Origin of the sequence: Phenylobacterium sp. (genome assembly GCF_030693405.1) — a bacterium.
Taxonomy (GTDB): Bacteria; Pseudomonadota; Alphaproteobacteria; order Caulobacterales; family Caulobacteraceae; genus Phenylobacterium.
Genome location: NZ_JAUYAW010000059.1, coordinates 1 through 13,671, shown reverse-complemented (window position 1 = coordinate 13,671; position 13,671 = coordinate 1). Strand labels below are relative to the sequence as shown.

Here is a 13,671-nt window from a genome sequence, read left to right as displayed (position 1 = left end):
GCTAACCCCCGCCGGTTCCCCGCTGGAAGCTCTCCACCAGACTGCCGGCGACGAGGCGCCAGCCGTCCACCAGGACGAAGAAGATCAGCTTGAAGGGCAGGGAGACCACCACGGGCGGCAGCATCATCATGCCCATGCTCATCAGCACGCTGGCCACCACCAGGTCGATGACCAGGAAGGGGACGAACAAGAGGAAGCCGATCTCGAAGGCCGTCTTAAGTTCCGAAATCATGAAGGCTGGCGTGACGATACGGAGCGGCAGGTCCTCGACGCTCGAAGGCTGCTCTTCCCGCGACAGCCGCACGAACAGGGCCAGGTCCTCCCGGTCCACCTGCGACAGCATGAAGGTCTTCACCGGCGTGGCCGCCGCGTCAAAGGCCTGGGGCAGCTCCATCTCCTGGTCGAGGAGCGGGCGGATGCCGTCCGCATAGGCCTGTTCGAAGGTCGGGGCCATGATGATGGCGCTGAGGAACAGGGCCAGGCTGATGATCACCGCATTGGGCGGACTCTGCTGCAGGCCGAGCGCCGTGCGCAGCAGGGAGAGCACGACCACGATCCGCACGAAGGAGGTGGTCATGATGACGATGGATGGCGCCAGCGACAGGACCGTCAGCAGGCCCACCAGCTGGACGACCCGTTCGGTCAGGCCCGCGCCGGTCCCCAGATCGACGTTCAGGGCCTGGGCGTGGGCCACCGTCGGGCCGATGATGCTGACCAGGCTCACCAGGGCGGCGAGGCCTGCGGCGCGGCGCCAGTCGGCGGCGGGGAGGGCTGAGAGGGCGCGGAAGACTTGGCGCATCAGGCGTCGGCCTTGGGCTTGCGGGCTTTGCGGGTGGGCGTCTTGCGGAGCGGGCCCGCCGGGCTTTGGGCCGGGACCGGTGCGGGCGCCGGCGCGTTCAGCACCTGACCTTCCCCCAGCAGCAGCAGGCGTTCCTCGCCGTCGCAGGAGACGATGAGCAGGCGGCGGCTGGGATCGAGCACCAGGGTCTCGACCACGGCCAGGCGGCGCTCGGCGCGGGTCGGGGCGAACCTCGCCATGGCTTCGGGCCCAAACCGGCGCAGGGCCACGCCGGCCAGACCGATCAGGCCGATCGTGATGGCGAGAGCGAAAACCGCCCGGGCGAAACTGGCGAGATCCATGGGGCGCACCTGTCCGGCGCGCGGGCGCCGGTCTTTGGCCCGGTTTGCCGCCAACACTCTTAAGGAGCAATTAACCCTGTTTATTCACCATGTTGCCCATGAACCTGAGCGACATCCCTCTGTTCTCGATGCTGCGTGGCCGCATGGGCCATCTGGGCGAGCGCCAGCGGCTGATCGCCCAGAACGTCGCCAACTCCGAAACCCCCGGCTACACGCCGCAGGATGTGAAGGCCTACAGCTTTCAGGCCCAGGTCCGCGGTGTCCAGATGACCCAGGCGGGGGCGCCGGCCCGCACCCAGGCCGCCCATCTCAGCGGCACGGTGAATCGCACGGCGGCCGCGTCGACCTTCAAGGCCATCAACAGCAAGGACTCCGAGACCACCATGGATGGCAACTCCGTGGTCCTGGAGGAGGAGATGATGAAGATGTCGGAGGCCCGCATGGCCTATGACGCCGCCGTCGGCTTCTACCAGAAGTCTCTCAACCTGCTGCGCACCGCCGCCCGCCCGCCCGGCCGCTGATCTTGGGAGACTGAGCCATGGCTGAAATCAAATCGACCCAAGGTGCGGCCCAGGCCATCGCGGCCACGGCCCTTCGCGCCCAGCAGGCCCGGATGCGGGTCATCGCCGAGAACCTGGCCAACGCCAACTCCACCTCGCAGCAGGCGGGCGGCGACCCCTATCGCCGCCAGGTGCCGGTGTTCGAACCCTCCAAGATCGATGCGGGCCAGGGGGTCCGGATGGCCAGGGTGCAGCCTGATCAGAGCGCCTTCCGCACCGAATACGAGCCCGGCCATCCCTCGGCTGATGCTCAGGGCTATGTGAAGCTGCCCAACGTCAACACCCTGGTGGAGGCGATGGACATGCGCGAGGCCCAGCGGGCCTACGAGGCCAACCTCAATGTGATCGAGACGGCGCGCGCCATGGAGATGCGCGTCCTTGATCTGCTCAAGCGCTAGGGACGATTAGGCCATGATGACCCCGCTCGCCGCAGCCAAGGCCTATGCCGCCACCCAGGGCGCAGCCCTTCCCGCCGTCGGCGGCGGGGCGGCCGCAGGGGGCGCCGACTTCGGCGCCATGCTGAAGAACGTCATGGAACAGGCGGTGGAGACCTCCCGCACCGCCGAGACCCAGATGGCCGCCCACGTGCAGGGCAAGGCGCAGCTGGTGGATGTGGTCACCGCCATCTCAGCAGCCGAGACCAGCCTCGAAACCGTCATGGCCGTCCGTGATCAGGTGATCTCCGCCTATCAGGAAATCATGCGGATGCCGATCTGACATAGCCGTAGCGCCTGAGGCTGGGGCGCCCGCCCTGCCCCAGATAGGCGGCCTTGCGCTGCGCCAGGCCGTCGCCGTCCTGGGCCGCGACCTCGGCGGCGCCCACCCCGTAGAGCCGCGCATTGTTGCCCCCGAAGATGGCGTTTTTCACCGGCCCGTCGGCGGCGCCCAGCTCAGCAAAGCCGTGGGCGCGCCGCATGTCCTCTGGGATTTCCAGCCGCCGCAAGCCCTCGATCTGCCACTGGGGCGAGCCGGTCCAGACCGCGTCGGTGCCCCAGCACACATGGTCGGCGCCCAAACCACGGATCAGAATGCCCATCAGGGCCGCGCAGACCCGGGGCTCGGCCACCATGGTCTGGGCGAAGACCTGACCAAGGTCGGCATAGACGTTGTTTGCGCCGTATTTTTCGGGGATTTCCGCCAGGTCGCTGACCCAGTGCAGCCGGCCCGTCTGTTCGAACTGGGCGAGCGCCTTGGCCGGGTCCCCCAGGCGGTAGGCTGAGTGGTAGATGACGAAGGTCAGGTCGGGCCAGTCCTTGGCCGCCTGGCCCACATCGCGAACATCGGCGAAGGGCGCCAGATGGGGGAACTGCGCCTCGACCTCGGTGGAGAACAGCCCCTTGTGCACGCAGACAATCTTGCGCCCGGCCGCGGCCATCTTCTCATAGCCCTTATAGGCCACCGCCTCGTCGTCCATCCTCCAGGGATAGCGGCTGGTGGCCTTGTGGGTGTTGTCCCCCACCGTATAGCCCTTAAGGGAGTCCGGGCGCAGCTCCAGGGCGGCGTCCAGGGCCTCCAGCCAGCCGGGCGCGCCGGGCGTGAAGATGGCGTGGGTGAACAGCCGACGGCCCCCGGCTTCGGCGTTGACCCGCTCGCGGGCCTTGGCCATCTGGCTGTTGGTCAGGAACCAGTCCTCGGGAATGTCCGAGGGCGCGCTGGATATCAGGGCCGCCTTGGTGTCGCTGTCGAGGAAGACCTCCTTGATATAGTTGTCGAACTTCAGGTCCTCGAGGGTCTGCGGCCGGCCCGACAGGTCCGGGTTCCAGCCCCGCTGGCCCACGGCCTCGCGCATGCGGACAAAGCCGGTCAGCCGGGTGTCGTCCCGCAAGAAGTGGGTGTGCATGTCCATGATGAACTGGCCGCGCAGGGCGTCTGAGCGTTCCTGCGCCATGTCCGGCGTCGCCGCCTCGGCGCGGCTGGCGGAGAACAGCGGGCCATAGACATCATTCAGCGCCACGAAGGCTGCGGCCATGCCCGCCGAGGTCTGGAAGAACCGCCGGCGGCTCAGGCCCTGATGCCGGGAAAGGTCGCCGCCCATCTCCATCAGCCGAGCCTGGACCTCCCGCTGGCGCGCCGTCTGGGCCTGGGGCGCGTATTCGTCGCTGGCCACCATCTGGACCGGGATGGGCGTGCGGGGCGAGGCGGTCTCGGCCGGCTCAAGGGCGGCCTTGTCGTCGTCACTGAGAAATCCCATCGGCCGTTCCCTCCATGGCGCTGACGAGAGCCTATCTCGCCCTCCCGCCTCTGTGGGACACATGCCGGTGAAGTCTCGAGGCCCTCCAGGGGAGCCCAACCGCGGCTTTGCGTGTTAGGTCTGGCGCATGGCAGACCCCCGCATCGCGCTTGAGCGCGTCACCAAGACCTATGGCGCCCACCAGGCCCTGGCCGACGTCAGCCTGCACATCGCGGCCGGCGAGTTCGTCGCCCTGGTCGGCGCCTCAGGCTCGGGCAAGACGACGCTTCTCAAGACCATCAACGGGCTGATCCGGCCCGACAGCGGCCAGGTGCGGATCGAGGGCGAGGCGGTCGGCGACCTGACGCCCCATCTGCTGCGCCGTCGCATCGGCTATGTCTTCCAGGAGGTGGGCCTCTTTCCCCACCTGACGGTGGCTGAGAATATCGGCATCACGCCCAAGCTGCTGGGCTGGGACAGGGCCAGGCGGGCCGCCCGCGCCGCCGAGCTGCTGGACCTGGTGGCCCTTCCCCAGGAAATGGGCGCGCGCTTCCCCGCCGCTCTGTCCGGCGGCCAGCAGCAGCGGGTCGGCGTGGCCCGGGCATTGGCGGCCGAGCCGCACATCGTGCTGATGGACGAGCCGTTCGGGGCGCTGGATCCCCTCACCCGGGACGCGCTGGGGGACGACTACCGCGCCCTGCATGAGCGACTGAACCTCTCCACCGTCATGGTCACCCACGACATGACCGAGGCGTTGCTGCTCGCCGACCGGATCGTGGTGGTGGCCGATGGCAGGCTGATCGCCGATGGGACGCCCCAGGCCCTGGCCGCCTCCGCCGAGCCGGAGGTCGCCGCCCTGCTGGCCGCCCCGCGTCGCCAGGCCGAGCGCCTGCGCGCCCGACTGGGAGACGCCGCATGAGCCCGCAGGTGGAGGCGGCGTTTGCGCGCCTGCCGGAATATCTCGCCTGGCACGTCCTGCTCAGCGCCTCTGCGCTGGGGCTTGGCCTGCTGATCAGCCTGCCGCTGGCCGTCGCCGCCAGCCGCAACCGCCATATCCGCTGGCCGGTGCTGGCCGGCGCGAGCCTGATCCAGACCATCCCGAGCCTGGCCCTGCTGGCGCTATTCTTCCCGCTGCTGCTGGTGATCTCGGCGGCCAGCGAGGACCTGATCGGCTACGGCTTCTCGGCGCTCGGTTTCCTCCCGGCCCTCTTGGCGCTCACCCTCTATTCGATGCTGCCCATCGTGCGGAACGGGACCACCGGCATTCTCTCGGTCAGCCCCGCCATCATCCAGGCGGCCGAGGGCGTCGGCATGACGCCCCGCCAGCGGCTGTTCCAAGTGGAGCTGCCGCTCGCCGCGCCGGTCATCATGGCCGGCGTGCGCACCGCCGCGGTCTGGACCATTGGGGCCGCGACCCTGTCCACGCCGGTCGGCCAGACCAGCCTGGGCAACTACATCTTTTCAGGCCTGCAGACCGAGAACTGGGTGCTGGTGTTGTTCGGCTGCGGGGCCTCGGCCCTGCTCGCCATGGTCACCGACCAGCTGCTGGGCCTGATCGAGGCCGGCGCCGCCAAGCGCGACATCAAGCGCGTAGCGATCGGCGCGGCCGGCATCCTGATCGGGATCATCGTCGCCCTTACCCCGCTCATCAGTTTCGGCAAGCCCGCCAGCTATGTGGTCGGGGCCAAGAACTTCTCCGAGCAGTACATCCTGGCCGAGATGATGGCCGAGCGGATCGAGGACCTTGGCGGCGAGGCGCGGATGAAAGAGGATCTGGGGTCCGCCATCGCCTACCGTGCCTTGGCGTCGGGCGAACTGGACGTCTATGTCGACTATTCCGGCACGCTCTGGGCCAATGTGCTGAACCGGGAGGACAATCCCGGGCGTGAGGCCGTGCTCGATGAGCTGACCCGGGAACTGGCCGAGCGGGACGGGGTGCTGGTCCTGGGCTCCCTCGGGTTCGAGAACGCCTACGCCCTGGCCATGCGCCAGGATCGCGCCACCGCGCTCGGGATCGAGAGCCTGGATGATCTGGCCCGGCGCTCCGGAGGCCTGACCATGGGCGGCGACCTGGAGTTCTTCGCAAGGCCGGAGTGGACGGCGATCAATGAGGCCTATGGGTTCAACTTCCGCGCCCGGCGATCCTATCAGCCGACCTTCATGTTCCGGGCGGTGACGTCCGGAGATGTGGACGTGATTTCGGCCTTCTCCAGCGACGGTCGGATCGCCGCCGACAATCTGGTCACCCTGTCCGACCCGCGTCAGGCCCTGCCGCCCTATGACGCCGTGGTGCTGATTGCGCCCGACCGGGTGAACGATGCGCGGCTTCTGGCGGCCCTGCGCCCGTTGATCGGGGCCATTTCGGTGGAGGCCATGCGCGACGCCAACTACAGCGTCGATCGCGACGTCGACAAGCTGCGGCCGGTGGAGGCGGCCCGGTCCCTGTCCCAGAAGCTCGGACTGGACTGAAGCTCGCGCCGCTCAGCGCTGGTTGTCGGAGCTGGGCGGCGGCGCGAGCAGGCGTTGCCCCTCAGGCGTGATGTCCCAACCCTGGCGGCTGCGTGCGGCCAGACCCAGCTCCACCAGCACCTGAGCGTCGCGGATGTTCAGGAACGGCGCCTCGCCCCCGGACTTCTTGCGGCTGAGGTTCTCGAGCGCGTGCAGCTGGCCTTCAGTCAGATCACTCATGGGCGGATCAGCGCGTGCTGCGGCGGTCGTTCAGCATCGGCCGGGGCGTCTGCTGCGGGGTGTTGGCCGGGGCGGTGGAGCGCGGATCGGTGAGGTCGCGGCGCGCCGGCGCCTGCAGACGCGAGTCGTAGATTTTCATGATGGCGGCCTTTCGGGCCTGGGCCAGCGGGCGGATCCGCGGGGCGATGACCCAGACCCTAGCACGTCCGGGCGCCCTTGTCGGAGTTCAAGTCATAGCGCGGTCTCGCCGCTCGGGTCGCAGCCTCAGCCTTGGCTGTGCGTTGTCTCTGCGGTGGCGGCCGGTCGTCGCAATCTGGCGACGGCATCTGCGGGCCCTGGCCCGCGTAGAACGAAAGAGACCCATGGCGATCACACGCAAGGAAGAAGCACGCGCCCTAAGCGGCGACGAACAGGACCTGGTCAGCCGGACCCACCACCCGGAAATCCAGGAGACCTCGGACGAAGATCTGCGCGACCTGACCCGCCTCGTGCGCGAGCGGCGCAACAAGGCCCGCGACATGGCCCATCAACGCCGACGCGAAATGCGCGGCAAGGGCGAGGCCCGCGGCGCGGCGCCCTCGGCCAAGGATGACGGCTCCAAGACCAAGCTCGCCGTCCTGTCCATGGCCCTGCGCCGAGCCAATGGCGAGTTGGAACGCCGCCGCAAGATGGCCGCCCGGGTGGAGATGACCCAGAACGCCCAGCGCGCCATGCAGATGAAGACGGACTCCAAGGCTGCGGCTACCCCCAACAGCCGTCATGCCCACAAGGGCATGCGCAAGGCCGCCAGCCAGCGCCGCGAGAATCTGATGCGGCCCATGGAGCGGGGCCGCCAGCGCAAGGCTGGCGCTGTGGCCCAGGCCCGACGCGACGCGCGCTGACCCCTCAAGCTCGCCCTGGCGGGGGCGGGGGTCTCCCGGCTAGGTTTGCACCATGCCTGAGTCCCCGCCCCACATCCTCGTCACCGGCGCCACCCGCGGCATCGGGGCAGCCATCCTCGAAGCTCTCAGCGCCCGCGGCGCCAGGGTCATCGGGCACGGTACGCGCGCCACGCCCGGCATCCTGGCCGCCGACCTCAGCGAGTCGGGCGCCGGCGACGGGCTGTGGGAGGCGGCGCTCGCCGCCCTGGACGGCCGCATCGACGTGCTGATCAACAACGCCGGCGTCTTCGAAGCCATTTCCGTCGAGGCGCCGGACGCCGAATGGCAGGCCAGCTGGACCCGAACCCTGCAGATCAATCTGCAGGCCTCGGCCGACCTCTGCCGCCGCATGGTGCTGCACGCTCAAGGGCGCGAGCCGGACGCCGGGGGCCTTCGCGGTCGGATCGTCAATGTGGCCAGCCGGGCGGCCTATCGCGGGGATTCGCCGGCCCACTGGCATTATGCGGCGTCCAAAGCCGGCATGGTGGCCATGACCAAGTCCATCGCCCGCGGCTATGCCGGCCAGGGCCTGGCCGCCTTCGCCATCTGCCCCGGCTATGTGATGACCGGCATGGCGCAGGACTATCTGGCCAGCCGGGGCGGGGACAAGCTGCTGGCCGACATCCCCCTCGGCCGCGTCGCTCAGCCCGGCGAGGTGGCCAGCGTGGCGACCTATCTGGCCCTCGACGCCCCGGCCTCCATGACCGGCGCCGTGCTGGACGTAAACGGCGCCAGCTTTGTGCGATAGAGTCCCATGAGCCCAGCCCCATGAGCATCGTCGCCGCCTATGTCTACAAGGACGGCCTGCGGGTCCGGGAAGCCTCGCTGAGCGCCGATGGCTTGGCGCTTGGCCCAGGCGAGTTCGTCTGGATCGGCCTCCTGGAGCCGGACGAGGCCGAGCTTCGCACCCTGCAGGCCCGCTTCAACCTGCACCCGCTGGCGGTGGAGGACGCGCTTTCGGCCCACCAGCTGCCCAAGGTCGAGACCTACGGGAATGAGCTGTTCGTCGTCGCCCGCACCGCCCAGATCGACGAGGGCGAGACGGTGATCCAGTACGGCGAGACCCACATCTTCCTGGGCGCCGGCCACATCATCACCGTGCGGCACGGCTCGGCCCGAGGCCATGTGAACCTCCGCGCTCACCTGGAGGCCTCGCCGGCCCTGTTGAACCACGGCCCCGACTATGTGCTTCACGCCATCCTCGACTTCGTGGTCGATGGCTACACCCCCATCGTTGACCATGCGGAGGAGGCGGTGCTGTCCATGGAGCAACGGGCGCTCGACACCTTCCTCAGCCGGGCCGAGATCCGCGCCCTGTTCCAGCTGCGCCGCGAGTTGCTGCGCTTCGAGCGGGTCCTGGGACCGATGGAAGAGGCCGCCAGCCGGCTGGAGCGACTGGAATTTCCCGGCATCGACCCCGAGGTGCGACCCTATTTCCGCGACATCCGCGACCATGCCCGCCGGGTGAACTCCAGGGTCGGCGCCCTGCGCGAAACCCTGACCTCGGTGTTCGAGGTCTCCAACCTCCTGGAGCAGCAGCGCCAGGGCGTGATCACCCGCCGGCTGGCGGCCTGGGCCGCTATCCTGGCCGTGCCCACGGCCATCGCCGGCATCTACGGAATGAACTTCGACTACCTGCCAGAGCTTCACTGGCGCTACGGCTATCCCGCCGTCCTGGCGGTGATCGCCGCGATCTGCACCTCCCTCTATCTCGGCTTCAGGCGCTCCAAGTGGCTGTGACCGGTCTGGACGCCCAAGAAGGACCCTGTGCCCATGACCACCGATCCTGACGACCGCCCCGGGGCCGACGACGAGCCCGAAGGCGGCGGCTATGACGCCGAGGATTGGCGCCGGCTGACACCCTTCACCGCGGCTGTGGCCACGCTGGACGATGTGCAGGCCCGCCGGGCGGTCTTCGCGCTCGGCGACACCACCGAGGCCCGGGTGCTGGAGATGGAACTGCCCCAGCCGGTGATCTGGTGGGAGGAGGATGGCGAGCAGGCCGCCGTGGCCGTCCAGGCCGAGGTCCACACCAACGCCGACGGAGAAATCATGGAGGTGCTTGGCCTCATCCTGCCCGATGGCGATGCGGCTGTGGCCCTGCTGGAGGACGTGGACCTGGTGGACGACACCGACCCCACCTGGCGCGACCTGGTGGACCGGGCCATCGACGGCGCCGAGTCCGAGGACTGACTCGCCAAGGCCTGGCCCTTGGCCCGCGCCGACGTCGTGCTAAAGCCCCACGCCAGAGACTTCGAAACCGCCGGGAGACGACGCGCCATGGAAGGCCCCACCTCGCACTTCTACTTCTCCCAGCGCCTGCGCCTGCACTATGTGGACTGGGGCAATGAGGGGGCCGAGCCCCTGCTGCTGGTGCATGGCGGCCGCGACCATTGCCGCAACTGGGACTGGGTGGCCCAGCGCCTGCGTGACCGCTACCACATCATTGCGCCCGACCTGCGCGGCCATGGCGACAGCGCCTGGGCCATCGGCGGCGGCTATGACATGGGCGCCTATATCTACGACATCGCCCAGATCGTGCATCAGAAGGGCCTGGCCCCCGTCACCATCATCGCCCATTCGATGGGCGCAGGCATCGCGCTCAACTATTGCGGCGCCTATCCGGACGCGGTGAAGAAGATCGTCGCCATCGAGGGTCTGGGCCCGTCGCCCGCCGTCATGGCTGAACAGGCCAGCCGCACGGTGGACCAGCGCCTGCGCGACTGGATCGAGGACCGCCGCAAGAATTCCGGCCGCACGCCGCGCCGCTACGCCACCCTGGACGAGGCCTATGCCCGCATGGCCGAGGAGAACCCGCACCTCTCCCCCGAACAGGCCCGGCACCTGACCATCTATGGCGCCCATCAGAACGAGGACGGCACCTACAGCTGGAAGTTCGACAACCACTCCCGCTGGGGGATGGGCGGCCTGTCCCACGCCGACCAGCACTATCTGTGGAGCCAGATCACCTGCCCGGTCCTGCTCATGCGCGGCGAGGAGTCCTGGGCCTCAGACCCCGAGGCCGATGGCCGCATCAAGCACTTCAAGAACGCCCGCCTGGTGAACTTCGAAGGCGCCGGCCACTGGGTGCACCACGACCAGCTGGAGTCGTTCATGGCCGAGACCGAAGGCTTCCTGGCGGAGTAGGGGAGGCCCCACCCCGCCAGACGCTATTCCTTAGAACGTCACCCGGACGCCCAGGCTGACGCCTGCGGAGTCCTGGTCGCCGGCCTCGGCATAGAAACCGCGCACTGAGCTCTCCACGGCGCCCCAGGCGGCGGACAGGCCGCCGGCCAGGGTCACGGGATCGTCCAGCTCGCCCAGCTGTCCGCCGACCCGCGCGCCCAGCATGGCGGCGTTCACCCGGTAGTCGGTGTCGCCCCAGCTTGCGGCGTAGCGGACCGACAGGTCGCCCGACACCCGCGCCGACCCCATGGCCCGCGGCGGCAGCAGAACCTCCAGCCCAGGCCCCGCCTGATAACGGGTCAGCTCCACATCCTCGATCGTCAGGGCGAAGACATCGGCGCCCGTCTCGGTGAAGCCGTCAAAGGCCTGGTGCGAAACCTGGCCATGCACGAACGGGCGCAGGGCGACCTGGCCCACCGGCACGATCAGGCCGACGCGGCCATCGACGAACAAGCCATAGCCCTCGGTCTCAGCCCGGCCGGTAAGCCCCTGGGCGCCCAGCACGGTGCCGGCCGCGCCGGCCACACCCGCCCGGGTCAGGCTGTAGTCGCGGCGATGAATCCCGGCCGAGCCATCGACGAACAGCTGGCCGTGGGTGGCCGCGCCATAGGCCGCCAGGGTGAGGGCTTCGACCTTGGCGCTGTTGGCGCCGCCCCGTTCGTCCAGGTCCGTGGTGGTCCAGGACAGGGCCGCGCCGACCTTCGCGGCCTCGCCGACGGCCATGTCATAGCCTGCCATCAGGCCAAGGCTGTCGGCCTCGGCCCCAGGGACCATCGCTGCGCCATCGTGGCGGCTGCGGCCGCCCTGGGCGGCGGCCCAGGCGCCGGGCGCGCCCTGGCTCTTCAGCCGGCCATCAAGGCTCTGCAGCATGACCGCCTGGCCCTGATCGGCGGCCCAGGCGCTCTGGGCGGCGAGGCCGGCGCCCAGGCCCGACCGGGCGGCGGCCATATTGCCCATGTTCAAGAGGCCCCAGCCATAGACGGGGTCCAGCCCGGCCGCGCCCACATCGGTGGCCGTGACCAGGACAAACCTGGCCAGGTCGGCGCCCGAGGCGGTGGGGAACATCTGCCGGGCCACGGCCACGGCGCCGGTGACATGCGGCGCGGCCATGGAGGTGCCCGAGGAGCGATCATAGCCCCCCTGGTCCAGCGGCACCGTCGAGACGATGCCGGCCGCCTCGCCGTCGCCGCCCGGCGCGGCCAGGCACCAGGCCGCGGCCAGGCCGCAGTGGTTGGCGTAGTCGACGATCTCGCCCGACAGGTCGACCGCCGTCACCGCCAGCCAGTTGCGCGCCAGCTCAGGGACATAATAGGGCAGGCCCGCCTGGGTGTTCGGCTGGCTCTGGTATTCGTTGCCGGTGGAGAAAACGATCACCGAGTCCAGCGCCACGGCGCGCTTGAACACCTCGATCTGCCCCCGCATCACCGTGTTGAGCATGGCCCGGCCCTGCGGCGTGCCGGTGTAGTAGTCGAAGCCCCAGGAATTGTTGAAAATCCGCACATTGGCGTTCAGCGCCCGGCCATAGACGTCGGCGATGGCCAGGTCGGCCTGCGTCTCGCCGTCGCCGGCTTCAGTCCTCGGCACCATCAGGGCGAGCTTGGCGTCATAGGCCACGCCCTGCACGCCGGCCCCATTGCGGGCCGCAGCGATGATGCCCGACACATGAGTGCCGTGCATGTCGTAGTCCTGCAGCGCCGGCCCGCCGGTGTTCCCGTCATACGAGAAAGTGGCGAGGTTGGGTCTCAGGTCCGGATGGGTGGCGTCAATGCCGCTGTCCAGCACCCCGACGGTCACGCCCGCGCCGGTGTAGCCCAGGCTGTTGGCCGCCTGGGCGTTGATCAAAACCAGGCCCTGATTGGCGGTCGCCTCGGTGATCGGGGCGGTCTGCGCCAGGACAGGCGAAGCCGCAACCGCGCCGGCCACCATGGCCAGCACGCTAAAGTTACGAATGGTCACTCAGTTAGTCCCCCTCTTTACCGGGGGACCGGTACCACCCTGGCGGGCAGGCCCATACGGGTTTCTGCACTCAAGCTTGCGCGCCCGGCCGACCGCGGATGGCGTGCGGCCATGGTCGGGCGTTTCTAAAACGGACGCCCCGTGAAATCATCGTCGGGCGGAGGATCAGGACGATGATCACGGTTTGGGGCGGACAGACCTCTCGGTCGCTCAGGGTCGTCTGGCTGCTGGAGGAGATGGGCGTGGCCTACCGCGTCCGGCAGGTGGACATGCTGGCTGCGGAGAAGGACCCGGCCTGGCTCGCCGTCAATCCCGGCGACTTCCTGCCGGCGATCCAGGACGGCGAGGTCACCATGGTCGAGTCCGTGGCGATCATGGAATATCTGATGGGCCGCTACGGACCCACGCCGTTGCAGCCGGCCCCCGGCGACTCGGCCTTCCCCGCCTACCAGCAGTTCCTCCACATGGGCGAGGCGGGCCTGGCGACCCTGGTCATGGTGCCCCTGGTGAGCGGCTTCATCGCGCCGGAGGCCGAGCGGGACAACTGGGGCGCCCGCTGGGCCCGCGAATGCGTCGAGCGACGGCTGATGCTGGTCAAGCGACAGCTCGCCACCGCGCCCTACATGGCCGGGGACCGGTTCACCGCCGCCGACATCTCGGTGAGCTACGCCCTCAGGCTGGCCGCCAACCACGCCGGCTTCACCCTCACCGAAGCCGAACAGACCTACCTAACCCGCACCACCTCCCGCGACGCCTACCAGCGCGCGTTCGCGCGATCCCATGAGGGGGTGGTGGCGTAGGCGGCGCAGGGTCCTGGGCGCGGGCGGGGAGGTCGGCAGTGCGCCAAGTGGACTAAGCCGCTCGCGCGGCATGGGTGGGCTGGAGAGAGGTCTGTGAGGGGTCGGCTGGCGCGGTGTTTGGCCGGTCCTGTCTGAAGATTGGGGATCAACCCTGCAGACAGGAGATCCCCATGACCTCTGCGACCACGACCCCGCTGCGCCAGCGGATGATCGAGGACATGACCATCCGCCAGTTCGGTTCGAAGACCCAG

General features: G+C 69.2%; 17 protein-coding genes. 11 read left to right on the top strand and 6 right to left on the bottom strand.

Translation table 11 applies throughout. From position 1 onward, the window contains the following. Position 1: 1 nt before the first annotated feature. Together fliP and Q8N19_RS12445 are read right to left on the bottom strand one after the other, a co-directional pair. Positions 2-799: a flagellar type III secretion system pore protein FliP gene (gene fliP / locus Q8N19_RS12450; RefSeq protein WP_371133844.1), complete on the bottom strand. Its 798-nt coding sequence runs from the start codon at positions 797-799 to the stop codon at positions 2-4. Then, positions 799-1,140, bottom strand: a complete 342-nt coding sequence (locus Q8N19_RS12445; protein WP_305591191.1) for a flagellar biosynthetic protein FliO — start codon at positions 1,138-1,140, stop codon at positions 799-801. Before Q8N19_RS12445 ends, fliP begins: the two co-directional genes overlap by 1 nt. A gap of 98 nt (positions 1,141-1,238) precedes the next feature. Here Q8N19_RS12445 and flgB point away from each other — a divergent pair, with 98 nt between their 5' ends. The 3 genes from flgB to fliE are packed head-to-tail and all read left to right on the top strand — an operon-like array spanning position 1,239 to position 2,417. Next, the gene (gene flgB, locus Q8N19_RS12440) at positions 1,239-1,661 is read left to right on the top strand and encodes a flagellar basal body rod protein FlgB (RefSeq protein WP_305591101.1); all 423 of its coding nucleotides are present in this window, start codon (positions 1,239-1,241) and stop codon (positions 1,659-1,661) included. A gap of 17 nt (positions 1,662-1,678) precedes the next feature. Beyond that, positions 1,679-2,098, top strand: a complete 420-nt coding sequence (flgC, locus tag Q8N19_RS12435; protein ID WP_305591099.1) for a flagellar basal body rod protein FlgC — start codon at positions 1,679-1,681, stop codon at positions 2,096-2,098. A gap of 13 nt (positions 2,099-2,111) precedes the next feature. Continuing rightward, a complete protein-coding gene (gene fliE / locus Q8N19_RS12430) occupies positions 2,112-2,417 on the top strand; it encodes a flagellar hook-basal body complex protein FliE (RefSeq protein WP_305591097.1) in 306 nt (101 codons plus the stop codon). Here fliE and Q8N19_RS12425 read toward each other — a convergent pair. Beyond that, positions 2,398-3,891, bottom strand: coding sequence for an amidohydrolase family protein (locus tag Q8N19_RS12425; protein ID WP_305591095.1), 1,494 nt, complete (start codon positions 3,889-3,891; stop codon positions 2,398-2,400). The two genes, fliE and Q8N19_RS12425, sit on opposite strands and share 20 nt — an antisense overlap. 127 nt (positions 3,892-4,018) lie before the next feature. Between Q8N19_RS12425 and Q8N19_RS12420 the strand changes: the two genes are divergently transcribed. Both Q8N19_RS12420 and Q8N19_RS12415 read left to right on the top strand, forming a co-directional pair. After that, positions 4,019-4,789 (top strand): ABC transporter ATP-binding protein, encoded by a 771-nt coding sequence (locus tag Q8N19_RS12420; RefSeq protein ID WP_305591093.1) that lies wholly within the window; start codon positions 4,019-4,021, stop codon positions 4,787-4,789. Then, the gene (locus Q8N19_RS12415) at positions 4,786-6,339 is read left to right on the top strand and encodes an ABC transporter permease/substrate-binding protein (protein ID WP_305591091.1); all 1,554 of its coding nucleotides are present in this window, start codon (positions 4,786-4,788) and stop codon (positions 6,337-6,339) included. Before Q8N19_RS12420 ends, Q8N19_RS12415 begins: the two co-directional genes overlap by 4 nt. Positions 6,340-6,351: 12 nt before the next feature. Here Q8N19_RS12415 and Q8N19_RS12410 read toward each other — a convergent pair whose 3' ends face one another. Further along, positions 6,352-6,558, bottom strand: a complete 207-nt coding sequence (locus Q8N19_RS12410; protein WP_305591089.1) for a hypothetical protein — start codon at positions 6,556-6,558, stop codon at positions 6,352-6,354. A gap of 7 nt (positions 6,559-6,565) precedes the next feature. Continuing rightward, positions 6,566-6,697 (bottom strand): hypothetical protein, encoded by a 132-nt coding sequence (locus Q8N19_RS12405; RefSeq protein ID WP_305591087.1) that lies wholly within the window; start codon positions 6,695-6,697, stop codon positions 6,566-6,568. Between the two features lie 223 nt (positions 6,698-6,920). Here Q8N19_RS12405 and Q8N19_RS12400 point away from each other — a divergent pair, with 223 nt between their 5' ends. The 5 genes from Q8N19_RS12400 (at position 6,921) to Q8N19_RS12380 (ending at position 10,625) form a co-directional block, all read left to right on the top strand. Beyond that, on the top strand, positions 6,921-7,439 hold the full coding sequence (locus tag Q8N19_RS12400) for a hypothetical protein (protein WP_305591085.1): 519 nt from the start codon (positions 6,921-6,923) through the stop codon (positions 7,437-7,439). 52 nt (positions 7,440-7,491) lie between these two features. Continuing rightward, positions 7,492-8,226, top strand: a complete 735-nt coding sequence (locus tag Q8N19_RS12395) for an SDR family NAD(P)-dependent oxidoreductase (RefSeq protein ID WP_305591084.1) — start codon at positions 7,492-7,494, stop codon at positions 8,224-8,226. A 20-nt stretch (positions 8,227-8,246) separates the two neighbouring features. Next, positions 8,247-9,218, top strand: a complete 972-nt coding sequence (locus Q8N19_RS12390; RefSeq protein ID WP_305591082.1) for a magnesium and cobalt transport protein CorA — start codon at positions 8,247-8,249, stop codon at positions 9,216-9,218. A 33-nt stretch (positions 9,219-9,251) separates the two neighbouring features. Next, the gene (locus Q8N19_RS12385) at positions 9,252-9,671 is read left to right on the top strand and encodes a hypothetical protein (RefSeq protein WP_305591080.1); all 420 of its coding nucleotides are present in this window, start codon (positions 9,252-9,254) and stop codon (positions 9,669-9,671) included. An 87-nt stretch (positions 9,672-9,758) separates the two neighbouring features. Further along, a complete protein-coding gene (locus tag Q8N19_RS12380; RefSeq protein ID WP_305591078.1) occupies positions 9,759-10,625 on the top strand; it encodes an alpha/beta fold hydrolase in 867 nt (288 codons plus the stop codon). A 30-nt stretch (positions 10,626-10,655) separates the two neighbouring features. Here the strand turns inward: Q8N19_RS12380 and Q8N19_RS12375 are convergent, their stop codons facing one another. Further along, a complete protein-coding gene (locus Q8N19_RS12375) occupies positions 10,656-12,620 on the bottom strand; it encodes a S8 family serine peptidase (protein ID WP_305591076.1) in 1,965 nt (654 codons plus the stop codon). Positions 12,621-12,793: 173 nt separating this feature from the next. Between Q8N19_RS12375 and Q8N19_RS12370 the strand changes: the two genes are divergently transcribed. Then, complete coding sequence (locus tag Q8N19_RS12370) at positions 12,794-13,420, top strand: glutathione S-transferase family protein (protein WP_305591074.1); 627 nt, start codon at positions 12,794-12,796, stop codon at positions 13,418-13,420. Positions 13,421-13,671: the final 251 nt, after the last annotated feature.

What these genes read in the sequence shown, in the direction of transcription:
- Q8N19_RS12400 (WP_305591085.1), top strand. Translation starts at nt 6,921, where the DNA reads ATGGCGATCACACGCAAGGAAGAAGCACGCGCCCTAAGCGGCGACGAA.
- Q8N19_RS12395 (WP_305591084.1), top strand. Translation starts at nt 7,492, where the DNA reads ATGCCTGAGTCCCCGCCCCACATCCTCGTCACCGGCGCCACCCGCGGC.
- Q8N19_RS12445 (WP_305591191.1), bottom strand. Translation starts at nt 1,140, where the DNA reads ATGGATCTCGCCAGTTTCGCCCGGGCGGTTTTCGCTCTCGCCATCACG.
- Q8N19_RS12425 (WP_305591095.1), bottom strand. Translation starts at nt 3,891, where the DNA reads ATGGGATTTCTCAGTGACGACGACAAGGCCGCCCTTGAGCCGGCCGAG.
- Q8N19_RS12415 (WP_305591091.1), top strand. Translation starts at nt 4,786, where the DNA reads ATGAGCCCGCAGGTGGAGGCGGCGTTTGCGCGCCTGCCGGAATATCTC.
- Q8N19_RS12385 (WP_305591080.1), top strand. Translation starts at nt 9,252, where the DNA reads ATGACCACCGATCCTGACGACCGCCCCGGGGCCGACGACGAGCCCGAA.
- Q8N19_RS12390 (WP_305591082.1), top strand. Translation starts at nt 8,247, where the DNA reads ATGAGCATCGTCGCCGCCTATGTCTACAAGGACGGCCTGCGGGTCCGG.
- Q8N19_RS12370 (WP_305591074.1), top strand. Translation starts at nt 12,794, where the DNA reads ATGATCACGGTTTGGGGCGGACAGACCTCTCGGTCGCTCAGGGTCGTC.
- Q8N19_RS12420 (WP_305591093.1), top strand. Translation starts at nt 4,019, where the DNA reads ATGGCAGACCCCCGCATCGCGCTTGAGCGCGTCACCAAGACCTATGGC.
- fliP (WP_371133844.1), bottom strand. Translation starts at nt 799, where the DNA reads ATGCGCCAAGTCTTCCGCGCCCTCTCAGCCCTCCCCGCCGCCGACTGG.
- flgC (WP_305591099.1), top strand. Translation starts at nt 1,679, where the DNA reads ATGGCTGAAATCAAATCGACCCAAGGTGCGGCCCAGGCCATCGCGGCC.
- Q8N19_RS12405 (WP_305591087.1), bottom strand. Translation starts at nt 6,697, where the DNA reads ATGAAAATCTACGACTCGCGTCTGCAGGCGCCGGCGCGCCGCGACCTC.
- Q8N19_RS12410 (WP_305591089.1), bottom strand. Translation starts at nt 6,558, where the DNA reads ATGAGTGATCTGACTGAAGGCCAGCTGCACGCGCTCGAGAACCTCAGC.
- Q8N19_RS12380 (WP_305591078.1), top strand. Translation starts at nt 9,759, where the DNA reads ATGGAAGGCCCCACCTCGCACTTCTACTTCTCCCAGCGCCTGCGCCTG.
- fliE (WP_305591097.1), top strand. Translation starts at nt 2,112, where the DNA reads ATGATGACCCCGCTCGCCGCAGCCAAGGCCTATGCCGCCACCCAGGGC.
- flgB (WP_305591101.1), top strand. Translation starts at nt 1,239, where the DNA reads ATGAACCTGAGCGACATCCCTCTGTTCTCGATGCTGCGTGGCCGCATG.